Source organism: Microbacterium sp. NPDC055312 (assembly GCF_053645675.1).
The window spans coordinates 1-19,130 of sequence record NZ_JBSHMU010000004.1 but is presented as its reverse complement, the minus strand read 5'-3'; the positions used below and the strand labels follow the sequence as shown (position 1 = coordinate 19,130).

The 19,130-nt window shown below is 70.2% G+C and carries 16 protein-coding genes; 10 read left to right on the top strand and 6 right to left on the bottom strand.

The genetic code is table 11. The features are described from left to right. Positions 1–21 precede the first annotated feature (21 nt). The 7 genes from hrpA (at position 22) to ACWIDW_RS11245 (ending at position 10,150) form a co-directional block, all read left to right on the top strand. Complete coding sequence (gene hrpA, locus ACWIDW_RS11275) at positions 22–4,170, top strand: ATP-dependent RNA helicase HrpA (RefSeq protein WP_454125350.1); 4,149 nt, start codon at positions 22–24, stop codon at positions 4,168–4,170. 23 nt (positions 4,171–4,193) lie between these two features. After that, positions 4,194–5,138: a quinone oxidoreductase family protein gene (locus ACWIDW_RS11270; RefSeq protein ID WP_454125349.1), complete on the top strand. Its 945-nt coding sequence runs from the start codon at positions 4,194–4,196 to the stop codon at positions 5,136–5,138. 114 nt (positions 5,139–5,252) lie between these two features. Next, positions 5,253–6,593: an O-acetylhomoserine aminocarboxypropyltransferase/cysteine synthase family protein gene (locus ACWIDW_RS11265; protein ID WP_454125347.1), complete on the top strand. Its 1,341-nt coding sequence runs from the start codon at positions 5,253–5,255 to the stop codon at positions 6,591–6,593. Positions 6,594–6,643: 50 nt separating this feature from the next. After that, the gene (locus tag ACWIDW_RS11260) at positions 6,644–7,633 is read left to right on the top strand and encodes a Gfo/Idh/MocA family protein (RefSeq protein WP_454125345.1); all 990 of its coding nucleotides are present in this window, start codon (positions 6,644–6,646) and stop codon (positions 7,631–7,633) included. A gap of 1 nt (position 7,634) precedes the next feature. Continuing rightward, the gene (locus tag ACWIDW_RS11255; protein ID WP_454125343.1) at positions 7,635–8,540 is read left to right on the top strand and encodes an NYN domain-containing protein; all 906 of its coding nucleotides are present in this window, start codon (positions 7,635–7,637) and stop codon (positions 8,538–8,540) included. A gap of 42 nt (positions 8,541–8,582) precedes the next feature. Continuing rightward, complete coding sequence (locus tag ACWIDW_RS11250) at positions 8,583–9,203, top strand: DUF4166 domain-containing protein (protein WP_454125342.1); 621 nt, start codon at positions 8,583–8,585, stop codon at positions 9,201–9,203. Then, positions 9,200–10,150, top strand: coding sequence for an epimerase (locus tag ACWIDW_RS11245; RefSeq protein ID WP_454125340.1), 951 nt, complete (start codon positions 9,200–9,202; stop codon positions 10,148–10,150). Before ACWIDW_RS11250 ends, ACWIDW_RS11245 begins: the two co-directional genes overlap by 4 nt. Before the next feature lie 13 nt (positions 10,151–10,163). On the opposite strand, the gene ACWIDW_RS11240 is transcribed toward ACWIDW_RS11245, so the two are convergent. From ACWIDW_RS11240 to ACWIDW_RS11220, 5 genes are all read right to left on the bottom strand, one after another. Next, positions 10,164–11,402 carry an MFS transporter gene (locus ACWIDW_RS11240; protein ID WP_454125339.1) on the bottom strand — a complete coding sequence of 413 codons (1,239 nt, stop codon included), beginning with the start codon at positions 11,400–11,402 and terminating at the stop codon, positions 10,164–10,166. Then, the gene (locus ACWIDW_RS11235; protein WP_454125338.1) at positions 11,399–12,004 is read right to left on the bottom strand and encodes a winged helix-turn-helix domain-containing protein; all 606 of its coding nucleotides are present in this window, start codon (positions 12,002–12,004) and stop codon (positions 11,399–11,401) included. The genes ACWIDW_RS11240 and ACWIDW_RS11235 overlap by 4 nt, the downstream gene beginning before the upstream one ends. A 108-nt stretch (positions 12,005–12,112) precedes the next feature. Next, positions 12,113–12,487 carry a PLD nuclease N-terminal domain-containing protein gene (locus ACWIDW_RS11230; RefSeq protein ID WP_454125336.1) on the bottom strand — a complete coding sequence of 125 codons (375 nt, stop codon included), beginning with the start codon at positions 12,485–12,487 and terminating at the stop codon, positions 12,113–12,115. A 37-nt stretch (positions 12,488–12,524) separates the two neighbouring features. After that, entirely contained in the window at positions 12,525–13,349 is an 825-nt protein-coding gene (locus ACWIDW_RS11225; protein ID WP_454125334.1) for a sulfurtransferase, read from the bottom strand. A gap of 15 nt (positions 13,350–13,364) precedes the next feature. Continuing rightward, complete coding sequence (locus ACWIDW_RS11220; RefSeq protein ID WP_454125332.1) at positions 13,365–14,294, bottom strand: aldo/keto reductase; 930 nt, start codon at positions 14,292–14,294, stop codon at positions 13,365–13,367. 93 nt (positions 14,295–14,387) lie between these two features. Between ACWIDW_RS11220 and pgi the strand changes: the two genes are divergently transcribed. Beyond that, positions 14,388–16,070: a glucose-6-phosphate isomerase gene (pgi, locus tag ACWIDW_RS11215; RefSeq protein ID WP_454125330.1), complete on the top strand. Its 1,683-nt coding sequence runs from the start codon at positions 14,388–14,390 to the stop codon at positions 16,068–16,070. A gap of 3 nt (positions 16,071–16,073) precedes the next feature. Here pgi and ACWIDW_RS11210 read toward each other — a convergent pair whose 3' ends face one another. Further along, complete coding sequence (locus tag ACWIDW_RS11210) at positions 16,074–16,625, bottom strand: MarR family winged helix-turn-helix transcriptional regulator (protein ID WP_454125328.1); 552 nt, start codon at positions 16,623–16,625, stop codon at positions 16,074–16,076. Positions 16,626–16,706: 81 nt separating this feature from the next. Here ACWIDW_RS11210 and ACWIDW_RS11205 point away from each other — a divergent pair, with 81 nt between their 5' ends. Together ACWIDW_RS11205 and ACWIDW_RS11200 are read left to right on the top strand one after the other, a co-directional pair. Continuing rightward, positions 16,707–18,338: an MFS transporter gene (locus ACWIDW_RS11205; RefSeq protein WP_454125326.1), complete on the top strand. Its 1,632-nt coding sequence runs from the start codon at positions 16,707–16,709 to the stop codon at positions 18,336–18,338. Between the two features lie 63 nt (positions 18,339–18,401). Continuing rightward, positions 18,402–19,013, top strand: a complete 612-nt coding sequence (locus tag ACWIDW_RS11200) for a flavodoxin family protein (protein WP_454125324.1) — start codon at positions 18,402–18,404, stop codon at positions 19,011–19,013. The last annotated feature ends 117 nt before the right edge of the window (positions 19,014–19,130 follow it).

The following is a 19,130-nucleotide window of genomic DNA, read 5'->3' as shown; positions in this document are numbered from 1 at the left end:
GCGGCGATACGATGGAGGGCTATGTCTTCGCCCGTGATCTCCTACCCGCCCGAGCTGCCGGTCAGCGCCGCGCGCGATGAGATCGCCGCGGCGATCCGCGACCACCAGGTGGTGATCGTCGCGGGCGCCACCGGATCGGGCAAGACCACCCAGCTGCCGAAGATCTGCCTCGAGCTCGGTCGCGAGCGCATCGCGCACACGCAGCCGCGTCGACTGGCCGCGCGCACCATCGCCGAGCGCGTGGCCGAGGAGCTTCGGGTCGAGCTCGGCGGCCTGGTCGGCTACAAGGTGCGCTTCACCGACCAGGTGTCGGATGCCACGCGCATCGCACTGATGACCGACGGCATCCTGCTGAACGAGATACACCGCGATCGACTGCTGCGCCGCTACGACACGATCATCATCGACGAGGCGCACGAGCGCTCGCTCAACGTCGACTTCCTGCTCGGCTACCTGCGGCGGATCCTTCCCGAGCGCCCCGATCTGAAGGTCATCATCACGTCGGCGACCATCGACCCCGAGAGCTTCGCCGCGCACTTCGCGTCTCCGGCTGAGAATCCGGATGCCGAGGGCGACCCGGCGCCCATCGTCGAGGTCTCGGGACGCACCTATCCCGTCGAGGTCCGCTACCGGCCGCTCGTCGACGAGAGCGCCACTGCAGAGGAATCGGGCGCCGAACGGCCCACGCGGGGCGGTTCGCCGAGGAATCTCCGCGGGTCCGACCGCGCCGGTGCGGAGCCCGACGACGAGGTGACCGCGATCGTCGCCGCCCTGCGCGAGCTCGAACGCGAGGCGCCCGGTGACGTTCTGGTGTTCCTTCCGGGCGAGGCCGAGATCCGCGACGCGGCGGATGCCGTGCGGGGCGCGTACCGCTCGACGACCGCCCCCGTCGAGGTGCTGCCGCTGTACGGCCGGCTGTCGGCCGCCGAGCAGCACCGCGTCTTCGAACCGTCGAAGGTCGCCGGGGTGCGCCGACGGGTGGTGCTCGCCACGAACGTCGCCGAGACGAGCCTCACCGTCCCCGGCATCAAGTACGTGATCGACACCGGCACCGCGCGCATCTCGCGCTACAGCGCCCGTTCGAAGGTGCAGCGGCTGCCCATCGAGGCCGTGTCGCAGGCATCCGCCAACCAGCGCTCCGGACGCGCCGGCCGCACCAGCGACGGCATCGCGATCCGCCTCTACAGCGAAGAGGACTTCGACCGGCGCCCCGAGTTCACCGAGCCCGAGATCCTGCGCACCTCGCTCGCGTCGGTGGTGCTGCAGATGCTGTCGCTGGGCTTCGGCGACATCACCGAGTTCCCGTTCCTGACTCCGCCGGATTCCCGCGGAGTGAAGGCCGCCCTTGACCTGCTGGCCGAGATCGGTGCCGTGAACGTCGTCCGGGGCGAGCAGCCGCGCCTGACGAGGATCGGACGGGAGATCTCGCGGATGCCGATGGATCCGCGGTTCGCCCGGATGCTGGTCGCCGCGGCGTCCGGCACAGCGGGTGTGCTGGCCGATGTCATGGCGATCGTCGCCGGGCTGTCGATCCAGGATGTGCGCGAGCGGCCCAGCGCCGACGCGCCGCAGTCGGTGCGCGACGAGGCCGACCGGATGCATGCGCGTTTCGTCGACCCGACCAGCGACTTCCTCACCCTGCTGAACCTGTGGAACCACCTGCGCGAGCAGCAGAAGGAGCTCGGCTCCAGCGCCTTCCGGCGGATGTGCCGCAGCGAGCACCTCAACTATGTGCGCGTGCGGGAGTGGTTCGACGTGCACCGGCAGCTGCGCACCCTCGTGAAGACGCCGAAGAACCCTTCGACAGGCCCTTCGACAGGCTCAGGACAGGCCGCAGGGCAGGCCGCAGGGACCCAGGTCGCGTCGGATCCGGATGCCGTGCACCGGGCGATCCTGTCCGGCCTGCTCTCGCAGATCGGCATCCTCGACGAGCGCACGAAACCCCCTGGCTCCCCGAGCCCGTCGAAGGGATCCAAGGCGGCCGGTGAGAAGGGACGCCGCATCGCCGAGTACCGCGGCGCGCGCGGCATCCGGTTCTCGATCTTCCCCGGATCGGGTCTGCGCAAGAAATCCCCGCAGGCGGTGATGGCCGCCGAGATCGTCGAGACCTCGCGCACCTTCGCCCGCACGGTCGCCGCGATCGACCCGGCGTGGGCCGAGGCGCTCGCCGGCGACCTCGCCAAGCGACAGGTCACCGAGCCGCACTGGTCGAAGGATGCCGGTGCCGCCGTCGCCTACGAGAAGGTGACCCTGTTCGGCGTCGAGATCATCCCGAAACGACGCGTGCAGTTCGCGCGCATCGACCGGGCCGGGGCACGCGAGCTCTTCCTTCGACACGCGCTGGTCGAGGGCGAGTGGGACCCGCACCGCTCCGACAAGCGGGTCAGCGCGTTCTGGCGCGCCAACGCCGAGCTGCGTCGCCGGATCGAGAAGCTCGAGGAGCGCGAGCGCCGTCGCGACATCCTCGCCGGCGACGAGGCCGTGTTCGCGTTCTACGACGAGCGCATCCCCCGCGAGGTGTTCGACGTGCGCTCGTTCGAGAAGTGGTGGCGCGACGCGCTGCAGACCTCGCCGAAGCTGCTCGTCATGCGCGAGAGCGACCTGATCGACGACGACGATGGGTCCCTGAGCCTGTCGAAGGGCGATCAGAGCGAGTTCCCCAGCCGCTGGCAGCAGGACGACCAGGTGCTCGGGCTCGCGTACCGCTTCGAGCCCGGCGCCGACGACGACGGCGTGAGCGTCGTCATGCCGCTCGCCCTGCTGCAGCAGATCCGCGACACGGGTTTCGACTGGCAGGTGCCCGGGCTGCGTGCCGAGCTGATCACGGCACTGCTGCGCGCCCTGCCGAAGGCGATCCGCCGGCACGTCGTGCCCGCTGCCGACTGGGCCGAGAAGTTCGGCGAGCAGGTGAGCGGCGATGGGCCTGAGCATCACTCCGGGGTGCCGGAGCGATCGCTCAAGGAGGCGTTGGCGAGGCTCATCCAGCCGCTCGCCAATCAGCCGGTCTCCGCCGCAGACTTCGACGATGCCCGCGTGCCCGGGCACCTGCTGATGAACTTCAGGGCCGTCGATGAGAGGGGCCGCGTCGTCGGATCCGACCGTCACCTCACCGCCCTGCAGCAGCGGCTGTCCGACCGGTCGCGACAGAGCGTGACCCTGAGCCTGTCGAAGGGCTCCACAACTGGGCCCCTGAGCCTGTCGAAGGGCCCGTCGAAGGGCCCGTCGAAGGGCCCGTCGAAGGGCCCCACAACTGGGTCCCTGAGCCTGTCGAAGGGCCTGCCGAAGGGCCCGATCGAACGCGACGACCTCACCGACTGGACCTTCGGCGACCTGCCCGAGCTGCTCGACACGAAGGTCGCCGGCGGCACCGTGCGCGGGTATCCGGCGATCGTCGACCGCGGCAAGTCAGTCTCGATCCGGGTCGAGGCGACGGCGGATGCCGCGGCCGCGGCGACCCGCGACGGCGTGCTGCGCCTCGTACTGCTGAACGTGCCCTCCCCCGCGTCGTACGTGCAGAACCACCTGACGGCGCCCGAGAAGCTCGCGCTCGCGGCCTCGCCGTACCCGAATGTCGCGAACCTCATCGAAGATGCCCGCACGGCGGTCGTGCGCGGCCTCATCGATGAGCGCGTGCCGGGCGGGGTGTTCCGCACCGAGGCGGAGTTCCGGCGCGTGCGCGACGAGGTGAACGCGCAGCTCGTCGACCGTCTGTTCGCGTGCGTCTCGTTGGTGGCCAAGATCCTGACGAAGAGCCGCGACGTCGAACGCGGCATCAAGTCGCAGAACTCGCTCGCACTGCTCGGGCCGCTGAACGACATACGCTCGCAGCTCAGCGCGCTGATCCACCCCGGCTTCATCTCCGCCACCGGCGTCGAGCGGCTCGCGCACCTCCCCCGCTACCTCGACGGGATGCTCGAGCGGTTGAAGACCCTCGCGAACGAGCCGGGCAGGGATCGCACGCGCATGACCGAGTACGAGCGCGTCGCGAAGGCGTTCGACGACGCGGGCGGCGCCATCCCGCTCGCCCCCGACGCCCCGACACACCTCGTCGAGGTGCGCTGGCTGCTCGAGGAGTACCGGATCAGCGTCTTCGCGCAGCGCCTGGGCACCGCGCAGCCGGTCTCGCCCCAGCGCATCATGAAGGCTCTCGCCGGCTCGAGCATCTCCTGACGAGTCCAGGTAGCGTGGGCCGCATGGCTCACGCAATCGTCTACACCGAGATCGGCACCCCTGACGTCCTGCGGCTGACCGAGATCCCGGATCCGGTCGCCGGGCCCGGCGAAGTCGTGGTGCGCATCGAGGCAGCCGGGGTGAACCCGCTGGATGCCAAGCTGCGCCGCGGCGCACGCCCATCGGCGCCCATCACCGAGCCTCGCCGCGTGGGCTTGGACGGCGCGGGCGTCGTGGCGAGCCTCGGTGAGGGCGTCACCGGTTTCGAGATCGGCGACCGTGTCGTCATCGTCAACGTGCCGGGAACCTATGCGAGCGCTCTCGCCGTGCCCGTGTCGAAGCTGTTCCGCCTCTCCGACGGCGTCACGATGGCCGAGGGCGCGAGCCTCGGCATCCCGGTCGGAACCGCGTACCAGTGCCTGCGCTCGCTCGGGGTCCAGAAGGGCGACACCCTGCTCGTGCACGCGGGGTCGGGCGCGGTCGGCCAGGCCGCCGTGCAGTTCGCCGTGCTGTGGGGCGCACGGGTCATCGCGACGGCCAGCCCCGAGCGCTTCGATCAGCTGCGCTCTCTCGGCGCGGAGCCGGTCGCGTACGGCGACGGGCTCACCGAGCGGGTGCGCGATCTCGCTCCCGAGGGTGTCACGGTCGCGCTCGACTGCGCCGGCACCGACGAGGCGATCCAGACCTCCCTCGCGCTGGTCGAGGACCGCGAGCGCATCGCGACGATCGTCCGCGGTCCGGATGCCGCCGATTTCGGCATCCGCGCCTTCTCGGGCGGCAGTCCCGTCCCGCTCACCGAGGAGGAGCAGGGGTGGCGACAGGAGGCCATCCCGCTGACGATCAACCTCATCGAGGCGGGCGATTTCCAGGTCGAGCTCGGGCCCGAGCTCCCCCTCGCCGATGCGGCGAGGGCGCATGAGCTGATCGAGCGGCACGCGGCGAACGGCAAGATCATCCTCGTCCCCTGACCGGGGCCGTAGCCGCGAGACGCGTGCCGACGCGTGCCGACGCGTGCCGACGCGTGCCGCAACAGTTCGACATACGACGGGCGTCCGCGCCGTGCATCAGAGCATCATGAGCACATGACTTCCCCGTGTACCGCGACGCCCCCGGGCTTCGCGACCGCCCAGGTGCAGGCCGGTTACCGGTCCACCGGCGTGATCAGCGCCGTGCCGCCGATCCACCAGACCGCGGCGTACGAGTTCGCGTCGCTCGCCGAGGCCGCCGACCTGTTCGCGCTGCGGCGCCCGGGCATCATCTACGGGCGCAACGCCAACCCCACCCAGCAGATCCTCGAAGAGCGCGTCGCGCTGCTCGAGGGCGGGGTGAGCGCGGTGGCCGTCGCCTCCGGGCAGGCCGCCGTCGCGGTGACGATCCTCGCGCTCGTGCACCGCGGCGGTCACGTCGTCGCCGCCGACCAGCTCTACGGCGGCACCATCGACCTGCTGCAGGAGACGCTCGACGACTTCGGCATCTCGGTCACCTTCGTCGATCAGGACGATCTCGATGCCTGGCGGGATGCCGTCACCCCGCGCACGCGGCTGCTGTTCGCCGAATCGGTGGCGAACCCGATCGCGCAGGTGCTCGACATCCGCGCGGTCGCCGACGTCGCCCACGCCGCGGGAGTGCCGCTCGTCATCGACAACACCGTCGGCACCCCGCACCTCGTGCGGCCGGGCGAGCACGGCGCGGACTTCGTCGTGCACTCGGCCACGAAGTTCCTCTCCGGTCACGGCAGCTCGCTGGGCGGTGTGGTCGTCGATCAGGGCAGCTTCGACTTCGGTGCCGAGCCGGCACGGTGGCCGCAGTTCACCGCGCCGTACACACGCTTCGGCGATCTCGTGCTGTGGGAGCGGTTCGGTGCAGGTCATGCCTTCGCCGCGCTGGTGAAGTCCAAGTACGTGCACGACCTCGGCCCGTCCCTGTCTCCGTTCAACGCGTGGCAGATCCTGCAGGGCATCGAGACGCTCGACCTGCGGGTGTCGCGGCAGTCGGCGACGGCACGTCTGATCGCCGAGCATCTGACCGGGCATCCGGCCGTCGCCCGCGTGCACCACCCGTCGCTCGACGACAACCCGTGGCGCGCCGCCGCCGCGCGCTACCTGCCCAAAGGCGCCCCCTCGGTGTTCTCGTTCGACATCGTCGGCGCAGAGGACGACGGGGCGTTCGACCGGGTCGCCTCGCTCGTCGACGGGCTGCGGGTGCTCCGCCTCGTCGCCAACATCGGCGACGCCCGCAGCATGGTCGCGCATCCCGCCTCGATGACGCACTCTCACCTGACCGCCGAGCAGCGTGCCGCGGCCGGGATCTCACTGAACACCGTGCGGGTCTCGGCGGGGCTCGAAGACCCGGCCGATCTCATCGCCGACCTCGACCGCGCGCTCGCGCCGCTGCTCGAGGATGCCCTGGTCGGTGCCCGCTGAGCTGAGCGTCCCCTGGTGGTCGATGTCGGTCGCCCCGATACGCTGATGCCATGACCGGACTTCGATGGGGCATCCTCGCCACCGGCGGCATCGCGACCGCCTTCGCATCCGACCTGCGCACTGCGGGCCTCGACGTCGTCGCGGTGGGTTCGCGCTCGCAGGAGTCCGCCGACGAGTTCGCTGCGCGCTTCGACATCCCACGTGCGCACGGGTCGTACATCGACCTCGCCGAAGATCCCGAGGTCGACATCATCTACGTCGCGACCCCGCATCCGATGCATCACGAAGATGCGCGCCTCGCGCTGCAGAACGGCAAGCACGTGCTCGTCGAGAAAGCGTTCACGCTCAATCGAGCCGAGGCGGAGGACCTGCGATCGCTCGCCGCCGAGAAGGGCCTGCTCGCCATGGAGGCGATGTGGACCAGGTATCTGCCGCACATGGTGCGGCTGCGCGAGATCATCGCCGAGGGGACCCTCGGCGAGATCCGCTCGGTGTCGGCCGATCACATTCAGAGCCTGCCGACCGACCCCGAGCACCGCATCAACGCCCTGTCGCTCGGCGGCGGTGCGCTGCTCGATCTCGGGATCTACCCGATCTCGTTCATCTGGGATGTGCTGGGCGCTCCCGATGAGATCTCGGCGACCGCGCGTCTGCTCGAGACGGGGGCGGATGCCGAGGTCGCCACCATCATGACCCACGCGGGCGGGGCGATCTCGACCTCGCTCTCCTCCTCGCGCACGGTGGGCCCGAACACCGCCGTCGTGCTCGGCACCGACGCCCGGATCGAGATCGACCGCATCTGGTACACCCCGACGTCCTTCCGCGTGATCGCCGCCGACGGAACCGTGCTCGAGGAGTACGATTCCGAGGTCGAGGGCCGTGGCATGCAGTACCAGGCGTTCGCCGCGGAAGGAGCCGTCGCCGCAGGTGACATCGCCGGCGAGTTGCTTGCCCTCCCGATCGCGGAATCGGTCGAGATCATGGGCACCCTGGATGAGATCCGACGCCAGATCGGCGTCGTCTACCCGAGCGAGAGCTGACATGGCAGAGACAACGGGCCGCGTGGCCGTCTACCTCGACTTCGACAACATCGTCATCTCCTGGTACGACCGGGTGCACGGGCGCAACGCGTACGGCAAGGATCGCCAGCGGATCACCGACGACCCGAACGACGCCGAGGTCGCCGAGCGGCTCAAGCAGGCGACGATCGAGGTGGGGGCGATCATCGACTACGCCTCGTCGTTCGGCACGCTCGTGCTCACCCGCGCGTACGCCGACTGGTCGTCCCCGGTGAACGCCGAGTACCGGTCGCAGCTCGTCGCCCGCGCGGTCGACCTCGTGCAGCTGTTCCCCGCGGCGGCGTACGCGAAGAACGGCGCCGACATCCGGCTCGCCGTCGATGCCGTCGAGGACATGTTCCGGCTGCCCGACCTCACGCACGTCGTCATCGTCGCGGGCGACAGCGACTACGTGCCCCTCGCGCAGCGCTGCAAGCGGCTCGGCCGGTACGTGATCGGGGTGGGAGTCGCCGGGTCCACCGCGAAATCGCTCGCCGCCGCATGCGACGAGTTCGAGTCGTACGATTCGCTGCCCGGCGTGGTCCGCCCCACGGTAGACGCCCCAGCCGCCGCGTCCGCGAAGGACAAGCCCGAGCCGAAGAACACCGCGAGAAGCCGCCGCGCGCGAACCTCCGCCCCCAAGCAGGACGACCAGTCCGAGGCGACCGCGCTGCTCGTGCGGGCCCTGCGACTCGGACACGACAAGGCTGACGCCGACGAGTGGCTGCACGCGTCTGCGGTGAAGACGCAGATGCGCAGGATGGATCCGTCGTTCAGCGAGAAGGCGCTCGGGTACCGGTCGTTCAACGACTTCCTGCGCTCGCGAGACGACGTCGCCGCGCTCGAGGAGAGCGGGCACGAGCGTCTGGTGCGCCTGCAGGAGGGCTGACCGGCACCGGGTGCGCAGGCGCGCACCGACTACGCTCGAAGCATGGATCACGTCCCCCAGTCGCCGTATCTCCGGGCTCTGGGCGAGCAGCGGCCGGGGCTGCATCCGGCGCTGAAGGCGTACTTCTCGGCGGTGCCGCGCGGCAGCATCGGCATCGGAGAGGGCGTGTTCGAGCGCGTTGGCACACCCCGGCGCTGGCTGTGGCCGATTCTGCGGAGGTTCCAGGCCAGCGGCGCCGTGCTGCCGGGGTGGCACGAAGACGTTCCGTTCACCATCCGCAACCGCACGATCGCCTCTCGCGCGGTCAGTGTGCGCACCCTGCACCTTCCCCACGGCGACTGGGTCATGAAGGACGCCGTGTCGGCGCGCCCCGGGGGCCGGGTGGTCGACCAGATCGGCGAGCCGACGGCCCTCGCCGTGGCCTTCGACGTCGGAGTCGACGAGCACGCCCTCACGCTGCGCAGCACGGCGATCGGCGTGCGTCTCGCAGGCATCCGGGTGCGCATCCCGCGGATCATCGCACCGGTGGTGCGTCTGCGCGAGAGCGCCGAGAAGCAGGCGGGCGTGCAGCGCATCGAGCTCACCGTCGACGCTCCCCTGATCGGGCGGCTCTACGAGTACGCCGGCACGTTCACCTTCCGCGTCGAGCAGGAGCAGGCATGACGCGGGTCGTGATCGGCGGCTCGACGGGTTTCATCGGAAGGCACCTGCGGCGCAGGTACCGCGCCGAGGGTCGCGAGGTCGTCACGATCTCCCGCTCGGGCGCCGATCTGAGCTGGGGTGACCAGTCGGGCATCGACGCCGCGGTCGACGGTGCCGCGCTGGTCGTGGGGCTGGCGGGCAAGAGCGTGAGCTGTCGGTACACCCCCGCCAACCGAGCCGAGATCGTCCGCTCGCGGCTCGAGACCACGGCAGCGCTGAGCACGGCGATCAGGAGAGCGAGCGCACCGCCGGCGCTGTGGGTGAACTCGTCGACCGCGACGATCTACCGGCACGCCGAGGACCGTGCGATGACCGAGACGACCGGCGAGCTCGGCACCGGATTCTCGGTCGAGGTCGCGGCGGCGTGGGAGCGCGAGCTGATGGCGGATGCCCTGCCCGCCACGCGCCGCGTGGCGCTGCGCACCGCCATCGTGCTCGGGGACGGCGGAGTGCTCGGGCCGCTGCAGACGCTGGCGCGCATCGGGCTCGGTGGCACGCAGCTCGACGGGTGGTGGCCGGTGAGCGCTGCGCGCCGGGCGGCGGGCACCGCCCACCTGCCGGGCGCACGCGGCGGCAGGCAGCGGTTCAGCTGGATCCACATCGACGACGTGCTCGGGATCATCGACTTCGTCGAGAGGCATCCGGAGCTCGACGGGGCGGTCAACGCCTGCACTCCGAATCCGGTCGACAACCGCACGTTCATGGCCGCGGTGCGCCGGGCCGTCGGTGCGCGCATCGGTCCGCCGATCCCGCGATGGATGCTCGAGCTGGGCGCCCTGGGCATCCGGACTGAGACCGAGCTGATCCTGAAGAGCCGGTGGGTGCTGCCCGAGAAGCTGGTCGCCGCGGGGTACCGGTTCCGGCATCCCGATCTCGACGAGGCGCTGCGCGCGTCGCTCGCCGCCTGACGGTCCTGCGGGCTCAGCCCGCGGAGCGGCGCTGCTGCCGCAGCGCGGGCAGGTAGCCGAGCGCGCCGAGCATGCTGAACGCGCCCGCGGCGACGACGGCGACGACAGTGCTCGTCGCCTGGGCGAGCGGCATGAGCACGAGCAGGCCCAGGCTGTACGCTCCCCCGGCGATCATCGAGTTGATCGAGAGCACCATGGCGCGCGTGTCGGACCCGCTCTGCCTGTGCAGCAGGGCGCTGTGCAGGGGTCCCGCCGCACCGTGCGTGAGGTAGGCGAACCCGTAGCCGATGAGCAGGCCCACAGGTCCCGCGGCGACACCCATCAGCATCACGACAGCACCGTTGACGATGCGCATCACCATGGCGGCGCCCGCTGGTCCCAGCCGGCGGCGCACGACCACGACCGATGACGAGCCGATCGCGAACAGTCCCCAGGCGACCGCCGACGCGGGTCCGAAGACCGCAGCGGCCGCGCTCTCGGAGCCCAGCTGCTCGGTCAGCCGCACGGGCGCGAGTGACTCGAACCCGATCATCGCCATGCTCCAGAACACCTCGACGAGCACGAGACCACGCAGCACCCCCGAGCGGCGCAGCAGCCGCAGGCCGCCGCGCATGGCGAGCGGCGTCTCGCGCAGCGCGAACGCGAGCGACGCCCGCTCGCGGTGCGGTTCGCGCACGAGAACCGCGACGAGCACCCCGAAGAGTGCGTAGACGACCGTCGAGACGATGTACGGCAGCACGAGTGCCGACTGCCCCGGCACCGGATGCCAGGCGACGAGCGCACCGCCGAGGGCCGCGCCCACAGCGATGGTCGTGCCCAGCACTGCGGCCGCACGGCCGAGCGGCGCGTCGAGTTCAGCGTGCGGATCGTCGGCGAGCGCCGCGTCGACGAACCACGCCTCGAGGGGGCCGGAGTCCAGCGCGCGGAACACACCCTGCAGCACGAGCGCGACGGCGAACACGGCGAACGACTCGGCCAGCAGGAACACCCCGGTCGACGCGACCGCGAGGGTCGCTCCGGCGAGCAGCAGCGGGCGCCGACCGATGGCGTCGGCGAGGCCGCCGGTGGGCAGCTCGAGACCGAGCACGACGAAGCCCTGCAACGACATCAGCACGCCGATCTCGGCGAGGCTGAGTCCCCTCTCGAGCGGCAGCAGCACGATCATCCCGAAGGTGACGCCGGCGGGCAGCCAGCGCAGAGCGGTGAGGAGCACGAACCGCCGCTCGGCCTGCCGGCGCGTCAGGGCGCTCATCCCCGCCTCCGCTCCGCACTCCGATCTCGGCGCCTCGAGAGCTCGAGGGGCGCGGCGTGCACGGCGACATGCAGACGGCGGGCTTCGGGGTCACCGGCGCCGATCGAGCGATAGCGTTCGAACACCTCGGCCAGTTCGGCATGCATCGCACTCGCCTGCTCAGGCGTCACCTCGATGACCGTGTCACTGAGCCCGAGCCGATCGCGCCACTGCGGCGACCACGCCGGGGCGGCATCCTCCCACCGCTCGGCACGCTCGACGAAGTCGCGCAGGTACGCGCGCTGCAGCCAGTCCGCAGCCGCTGCTGCATCCGGTCGGTCATCGAAGTCGGACGGAGCCCACGAGTGGAAGTCGCTCGTCGCGCGCCACTCGCGACGGCGCCCGGCCCCCTGTCCCGTGTCGGTCACGAGTCCGACGGCCGCGAGCTGTCGCAGGTGGTAGCTCGTCGCCCCGGAGTTCGTGTCGAGCATCCGGGCGAGGTCGGTCGCCGTCGCCGGGCCGTGCATCCGCAGCAGACCCGGGATGCGTGCGCGCAGCGGATGCGCGAGCACGCGGATCTGCCGCTCGTCGAGGCGGACACTGCGCACGTCATCGTCGCTCATGCGACCAGCCTGGCACCGACCACGCTTATGCACAAGTTCTTTGCATACTTTCTTTGCATCACGTGCACAAGGAGACGAACCGGCATCCGGATCGCGGGAAGCGGCCCGTCAGTCCTCGCTGACGCTGTCGCCGCGGTCCTTCTTGCGCTTCTCGATCTCCTGACGCAGCCGCCACTCCTCGATCTCGCGGTCGAGATCGGCGATCTGCTGCTCGGTCGAGCGCGTGTCCGGCGGCGGTGCGGTCGCGACGGGTGATCCGGACGTCGTCTCGCGACGCGCAGGACGCCCGAGCTGGATGCCGCCTTCGGAGTATTCCCGGCCGAGGGCGAACCAGAGCACGCTGCCCAGGAAGGGGATCAGCACGACGAGCAGCAGCCAGACGAACTTCGGCATGAACCGCACCTGGCTGTCGTCGCGACGGATGATGTCGACGAGCGCGAACACCATCAGCGCGATGGTGATCAGGGTGAACAGGAACGGCATGATCTCAGAGTAGACGACCCGTCAGACCGCGGCGCGCTCACTCGGCGCCGGTGGCTACCGGCCGTCCCGGCGTGTTCGACCACGCGCTCCACGAGCCGGGATACACGCTCACCTCGCGGCCTGCGATGGCGCCCGCGAGCGCGAGCTGCGCGGCGGTGATACCCGACCCGCAGTAGGCGGCGATCGGCGTGCCCGGCTCGGCACCCACGGCGTCGAAGGTGGCGGCGATCTCGGATTCCGATCGGAACCTGCCGTCGTCCGTGAGCACGCTCGCGATCGGCAGGCTCTTCGCGCCCGGAATGTGACCCGCGACCGGATCGATCGGCTCGGTCTCGCCCCGGTAGCGCTCGGCGGCGCGTGCATCGAGCAGCACCCCGGCATCCGGCCAGCTCGCCGCGGAGCTCGTGTCGATGGTGCCGGCATCGCCGGGCGAATCCAGTACGACGTCGCCCTCCGGCGGGATCACCTCACCCGGGTGCACTTCGCCGCCCGCAGCGAGCCACGCCTGCCAGCCGCCGTCGAGCACGCGCACGTCGAGCCCGGCTCGTCGCAGCGCCCACCAGGCGCGTGACGCCGGCAGCATCCGGTCGTCGTCGTAGACCACCACCGGCACGCCTCGGCGGAGTCCCCACCGGCGTGCGGCCGCGGCCAGCGCCGCGTCGTCGGGCAGCGGGTGCCTGCCCTCGTGCGGTTCGCCGTGTCGGGTCAGGTCGCGTTCGACGTCGACGAACACCGCACCGGGGATGTGGCCGGCGAGGTACTGCTCGTGCCCGTCGGAGCGGCTGAGCGACCAGCGCACGTCGAGCACGTGCGTCCCGGCGAGCTGGTCGCGCAGCTCGGTGGCGGAGATGAGCGGATGCATGGCGTGCTCCTCCTGTCAGGGGACGATGTGCCCGCCGACGCGGAACAGCTCGTACCACTCGGCGCGGGTCAGTTCGATATCGGTGCCGGCGGCGGCATCCGCGACCCGCTGCGGGGTGGTCGTGCCGAGCACGACCTGCATGTGCGCCGGGTGGCGGGTGATCCACGCCGTGGCGATCGCGGTCGGGGTGACGTCGTAGGTCGCTGCGAGCCGGTCGATGACCGCGTTTAGCTCGGCGTATCGCGGATCGCCGAGGAAGACGCCGTCGAAGAACCCGGCTTGGTAGGGCGACCAGGCCTGCACGGTGATGCCGTTGATCCGGCAGTAGTCGACGATGCCGCCGCCGTCGAGGACGACACTCTGCTGCTCCCCCGTCATGTTCGCCGCGATCCCCTGCGCGATGATCGGCGAGTGCGTGATCGACAGCTGCAGCTGGTTCGCGACGAGCGGCTGGGTCACCGCGGTGCGCAGCAGATCGATCTGGCGGGGCGTGTGGTTCGAGACGCCGAACGCGCGCACCTTCCCGGCTGCTTCCAGCTCGTCGAACGCTCGGGCCACCTCGTCGGGCTCGACCAGCGCATCCGGGCGGTGCAGCAGCAGCACGTCGATGTACGAGGTTCGCAGCGCCTTCAGCGACCCCTCGACCTGGGTGATGATGTGCTCGTACGAGAAATCGAACATCTGCTGCGACGGCACGATGCCGCACTTGGTCTGCAGCACGATCTCCTCGCGCTCGGCCGACGAGAGCTGCAGAGCGGCCGCGAAGCGGTCTTCGCAGACGTGCATCGCGCCGCCGTAGATATCGGCGTGGTCGAAGAAGTCGATCCCCGCCCCGCGGGCGGTGTCGTACAGCTCGCGCACCTCGGCATCCGTCTTGTCGGTGATGCGCATCATTCCCGCGATCACGGCGGGTGCGGTGCGGGTTCCGAACGGAATCGTCTTCATCGTTCCTCCTGAGGTCGCTGACCACGCTACCGGCCTGCGGCAGCGGCGTCATCGGCCGCGCCGAGATGCGGTCGCGGCGCTAACGTTGCTTGCATGAGCGCACCGATCGACCCCACCTCCACGTCCGCCTGGGCCGAGCTGTCGACCATCCGGGACTCGTTCTCGCCCGACCTGCGCGGCTGGTTCGCCGGCGACGCGACGCGGGTCGAGCGCCTGTCGCTGCCGCTCGCAGACCTGCACGTCGACCTGTCGAAGAACCTCGTGACCGACGAGATCGTCGCCGCGCTGGTGCGCCTGGCCGAGCAGACCGGGGTCACCGAGCGCTACGCCGCGATGCTCGAGGGTCAGCACATCAACACCACCGAGGACCGCGCCGTGCTGCACACGGCCCTGCGCCGGCCCGAGGGCGCGTCCCCCCAGCTGGTCGTCGACGGGCAGGACGTGGATGCCGATGTGCAGGGCGTGCTGGCATCGCTGTCGGCCTTCGCCGACCGGGTGCGCTCGGGCGACTGGCTCGGCGTCACCGGCAAGAAGGTCACGCACGTGGTCAACATCGGCATCGGCGGGTCGGATCTCGGGCCGGTGATGGTCTACGAGGCGCTCAAGCCCTACGCGGATGCGGGAATCGAGGCGCGCTTCGTATCGAACATCGACCCGACCGACATCGCGCAGAAGACCGCCGACCTCGACCCCGAGACGACGCTGTTCATCGTCGCGTCGAAGACGTTCACGACCCTGGAGACGCTCACGAACGCGCGCCTCGCGCGCGACTGGCTGTGGGCCGGGCTCTCGGCATCCGGCGCGATGGAAGACGACGACGCGAGCCGCAAGGGCGCTGTGGCGCACCACTTCGTCGCGGTCTCGACCGCACTCGACAAGGTCGAGGCGTTCGGCATCGATCCGAAGAACGCGTTCGGTTTCTGGGACTGGGTGGGCGGTCGCTACTCGGTCGACTCGGCGATCGGGCTGTCGCTCGCGGTCGTCTTCGGCCCGGCGGTGTTCCGCGAGCTGCTCGACGGCTTCCACGCAGTCGACGAGCACGTGCGCACCACCCCGCTCGCACAGAACGTGCCGGTGCTGATGGGACTGCTCAACGTCTGGTACACCAACTTCCTCGACGCGCAGACGCACGCCGTGCTGCCGTACGCGCAGCAGCTGAGCCGCTTCCCCGCGTACCTGCAGCAGCTGACCATGGAGTCGAACGGGAAGTCGGTGCGCTGGGACGGCACGCCCGTCACGACCGATACCGGCGAGGTCTTCTGGGGCGAGCCGGGCACCAACGGCCAGCACGCCTTCTACCAGCTGATCCACCAGGGCACCCGTCTGATCCCCGCCGACCTCATCGCCTTCGTCAACCCCGCGTATCCGCTCACCGACGACGGTCGCGACGTGCACGGGCTGTTCCTCGCGAACTTCCTCGCGCAGACCAAGGCGCTCGCATTCGGCAAGACCGCCGAAGAGGTCGAGGACGAGGGCACGACCGGCGCCCTCGTCGCCGCGCGCACGTTCCCCGGCAACCGGCCGACGACGTCGATCTTCGCGCCGTCACTGACGCCCGCCGTGCTCGGTCAGCTCATCGCGCTGTACGAGCACATCACCTTCACGCAGGGCGTGATCTGGGGCATCAACTCCTTCGACCAGTGGGGCGTCGAGCTGGGCAAGCAGCTCGCCCTGCAGATCGCTCCCGCGCTCGAGGGCGATGCGGATGCCCTCGCCGCGCAGGATCCGTCGACGAAGGCGCTGCTCGCGTACTACGAGGCCACCCGGACGTACTGAGCCTCAGCCGCCCTCGGCGGGTCCCCGAGCGAGTCGCTCGAGGAAGCGGGCCACGACCTCGCGCTCCTGCGGCGTCAGCGCGGCGATCGCAGCGAAGCGATCGGCGTGCACCCGGCCGACGCTGTCACGCACCTGCTCGTGCGTGCGGGGCGTGATGCTCACCATCACCGCGCGGCGATCCGTCGGGTGCGGGGTGCGGGAGATGTGCCCGGCCTTGGCGAGGCGGTCGAGCATCTTCGTCGTCGAGCTCGTCGAGATGCCGAGGTGATCGGCGAGCATGCCGGCGGTGACGACGACGCCGTTGCCCAGCGACGCGACGAGGAAGCGCAGCGCCTCCATGTCGGTCTCGTTGAGCTTCATCTCGATGCGTGACTGCCAGCTGATGCGCTGCTCGGTCTCACGCCAAGCGCGCAGGGCGCCCAGCACGCGCACGACCTGGTCGATCTCGGCATCGGCCATGCCGTCGAGGCTGACCAGCTGCTGGCCGGGGTCGATCACGCGCGGATCGATCATGGCGCGGCCGCGGGCGGCAGCGCCTTCTCTACGCGTGGTCATAGCGCACAGCATATCCCCGCGCTTTTAAGCGAGCCAGGCTCTTTACTTGCCTGGCGAGCTATATCGTGCGATTCTTGATCAGTGAACATCTCACCGACGAGAAGACGGTGGCTCAGCCTCGTCTTCATCAGCGTCGCCGTGTCACTCATCATCGTGGATTCCACGATCGTCAACGTGGCCATCCCCTCGATCGTCGGCGACCTCGGCATCAGCTCGACGCAGGTGCAGTGGGTGCAGGAGAGCTACACCCTCGTCTTCGCCGCGCTGCTGCTGGTCTTCGGCACGCTGTCCGACCGCTACGGTCGGCGCCTCATGCTCGTGGCGGGCATCGCCGTCTTCGTGGTCGCCTCGGTGCTCGTCGCGCTGGCACCCACGGGTGACCTGCTCATCGGTGCGAGGGTGATCCAGGGTGTCGGCGGCGCGATGGTGCTGCCGACGACGCTGTCGCTCATCAACGCCGGCTTTCGCGGGCGCGAACGCGGCATCGCCTTCGCGGTGTGGGGTTCGACGATCGGCGGCATGGTCGCCCTCGGTCCACTGCTGGGCGGTTGGCTGACCACCTACTTCTCGTGGCGGTGGGCGTTCGGGATCAACATCCCGCTCGGACTGGTCGTCGCGATCGGCGTGCTCGCCACCGTCACGGAATCTCGTGATGCTCCCGACGGCCGCCGCATCGACGTGCTCGGCGCCGTGCTGTCGGTGCTCGCCAGCGCCGGGCTGGTGTTCGGCCTCATCGAAGGTCGCACCTACGGCTGGTGGCTGAGCGACGGCGCACGCCGGCTGACGATCGGAGAGTGGACCTGGCCGTTCGACCTCTCCCCCGTCCCCGTGTCGTTCGCCGTCGCCGCGATCTCGACCGCGCTGTTCGTCTGGTGGGGCATCCGGCGCACCCGGCGCGGGCAGTCGACGCTGCTGGCGCTGTCGCTGTTCTCGATCCCGTCGTTCCGCAACGGCAACATCGCGGCGCTCATCGTCTCGCTCGGAGAGTTCGGCATCGTGCTGTCGCTGCCGCTGTGGCTGCAGAACGTCGTGGGCTACGACGCCCTGCAGACCGGTTTCGTGCTGCTCGCGCTCGCCGGCGGCTCGTTCGCGGCGAGCGGCTTCTCGGGAGCGATGGGCTCTCGTGTCACGCCGATCACTCTGGTGCGGGCCGGTATCGCCGCCGAGATCATCGGCGTCGCAGGGCTGGGCTGGGCGATCAGCGCCACGGCGTCGTGGCTGCAGGTGGTGCCGTTCCTGTTCTTCTACGGCATCGGGCTGGGCCTTGCCACTGCGCAGCTGACCGGAGTCGTGCTGAAGGATGTGCCGGTCCGGCTCAGTGGTCAGGGGTCGGGGACACAGAGCACCGCCAGGCAGATCGGCTCGGCGCTCGGCATCGCGGTGCTCGGAACCGTGCTGTTCACCGCGACCGGAGCCGCGCTCGACGCCCGCCTCGCCGACATGCCGGCCGTCCCGCCCGCAGCCCGGACACAGATCGTCGACGCCGTGGTGGTCAGTGCCGGCGGCGCGATCCCCGCTCTCGCTGACCGGGACGCCGCCGTGGGTGCGGCCGCTCGTGAGGCGTTCAGCGACGGCACCCGGGCGTCGGCGTTCGCAGCGGCGGGCTTCCTCGCCCTGGGCCTCATCGCGACGCTGCGCCTGGGATCCGGCTCGCGGCGCGACGATGACGACTCCGATGCCGAGGCGGACCTCGCCGGAACACGGGACGTGTAGCCCATAGCCGTACGGCATGAAAGGCCCTCCCGCCCCCTGCGGATGCGTGGTTTGGTGCCGCTCATGGACCAACAGCTCAACGCTCTTCTCATCAACTGCACCCTCAAGCCCTCCCCCGCCGAGTCGAGCACCGACGTGCTCGGCGCACAGGTGCTCGACGCCCTGGCCGAACACGGAGTCTCGGGCGACAGCATCCGCGCCGTCGATCACGACATCCGCCCCGGTGTGCAGACCGACATGGGCGACGGCGACGAGTGGCCGTCGCTGCGCGAGCGGGTGCTCGCGGCCGACATCCTCGTGTTCGCCACGCCGACCTGGATGGGTCAGCACTCAAGCGTCGCGCAGCGGGTGCTCGAGCGGCTGGATGCCGAGCTGAGCGAGACGGATGACCAGGGCCGGCCGATCCTGTTCGACAAGGTCGCTCTCGCGGTCGTGGTCGGCAACGAAGACGGAGCGCACCACATCGCTGCGATCGTCTTCCAGTCGCTCGACGATGTCGGGTACACGATCCCCGCACAGGGCTCGATCTACTGGAACGGCGAGGCCATGGGTTCGACCGACTACAAGGACCTTCCCGAGACGCCCGAGAAGGTCGCGCAGACGATCACGACGGCCGCGGCGAACGCCGCCCACCTCGCGCGCGCCCTGAAGGCGTCGGCGTACCCGAAGGCCTGAGCCCGGACTGCGTCGGCGATATCGAACGTTACGTTCCGGGGGCCGACACGCCAGATGTCGGACCATTTAAAACAAAGCGTAGAAAAAATGGGTTTAGGGCCCCCGTTTCTGGCACAG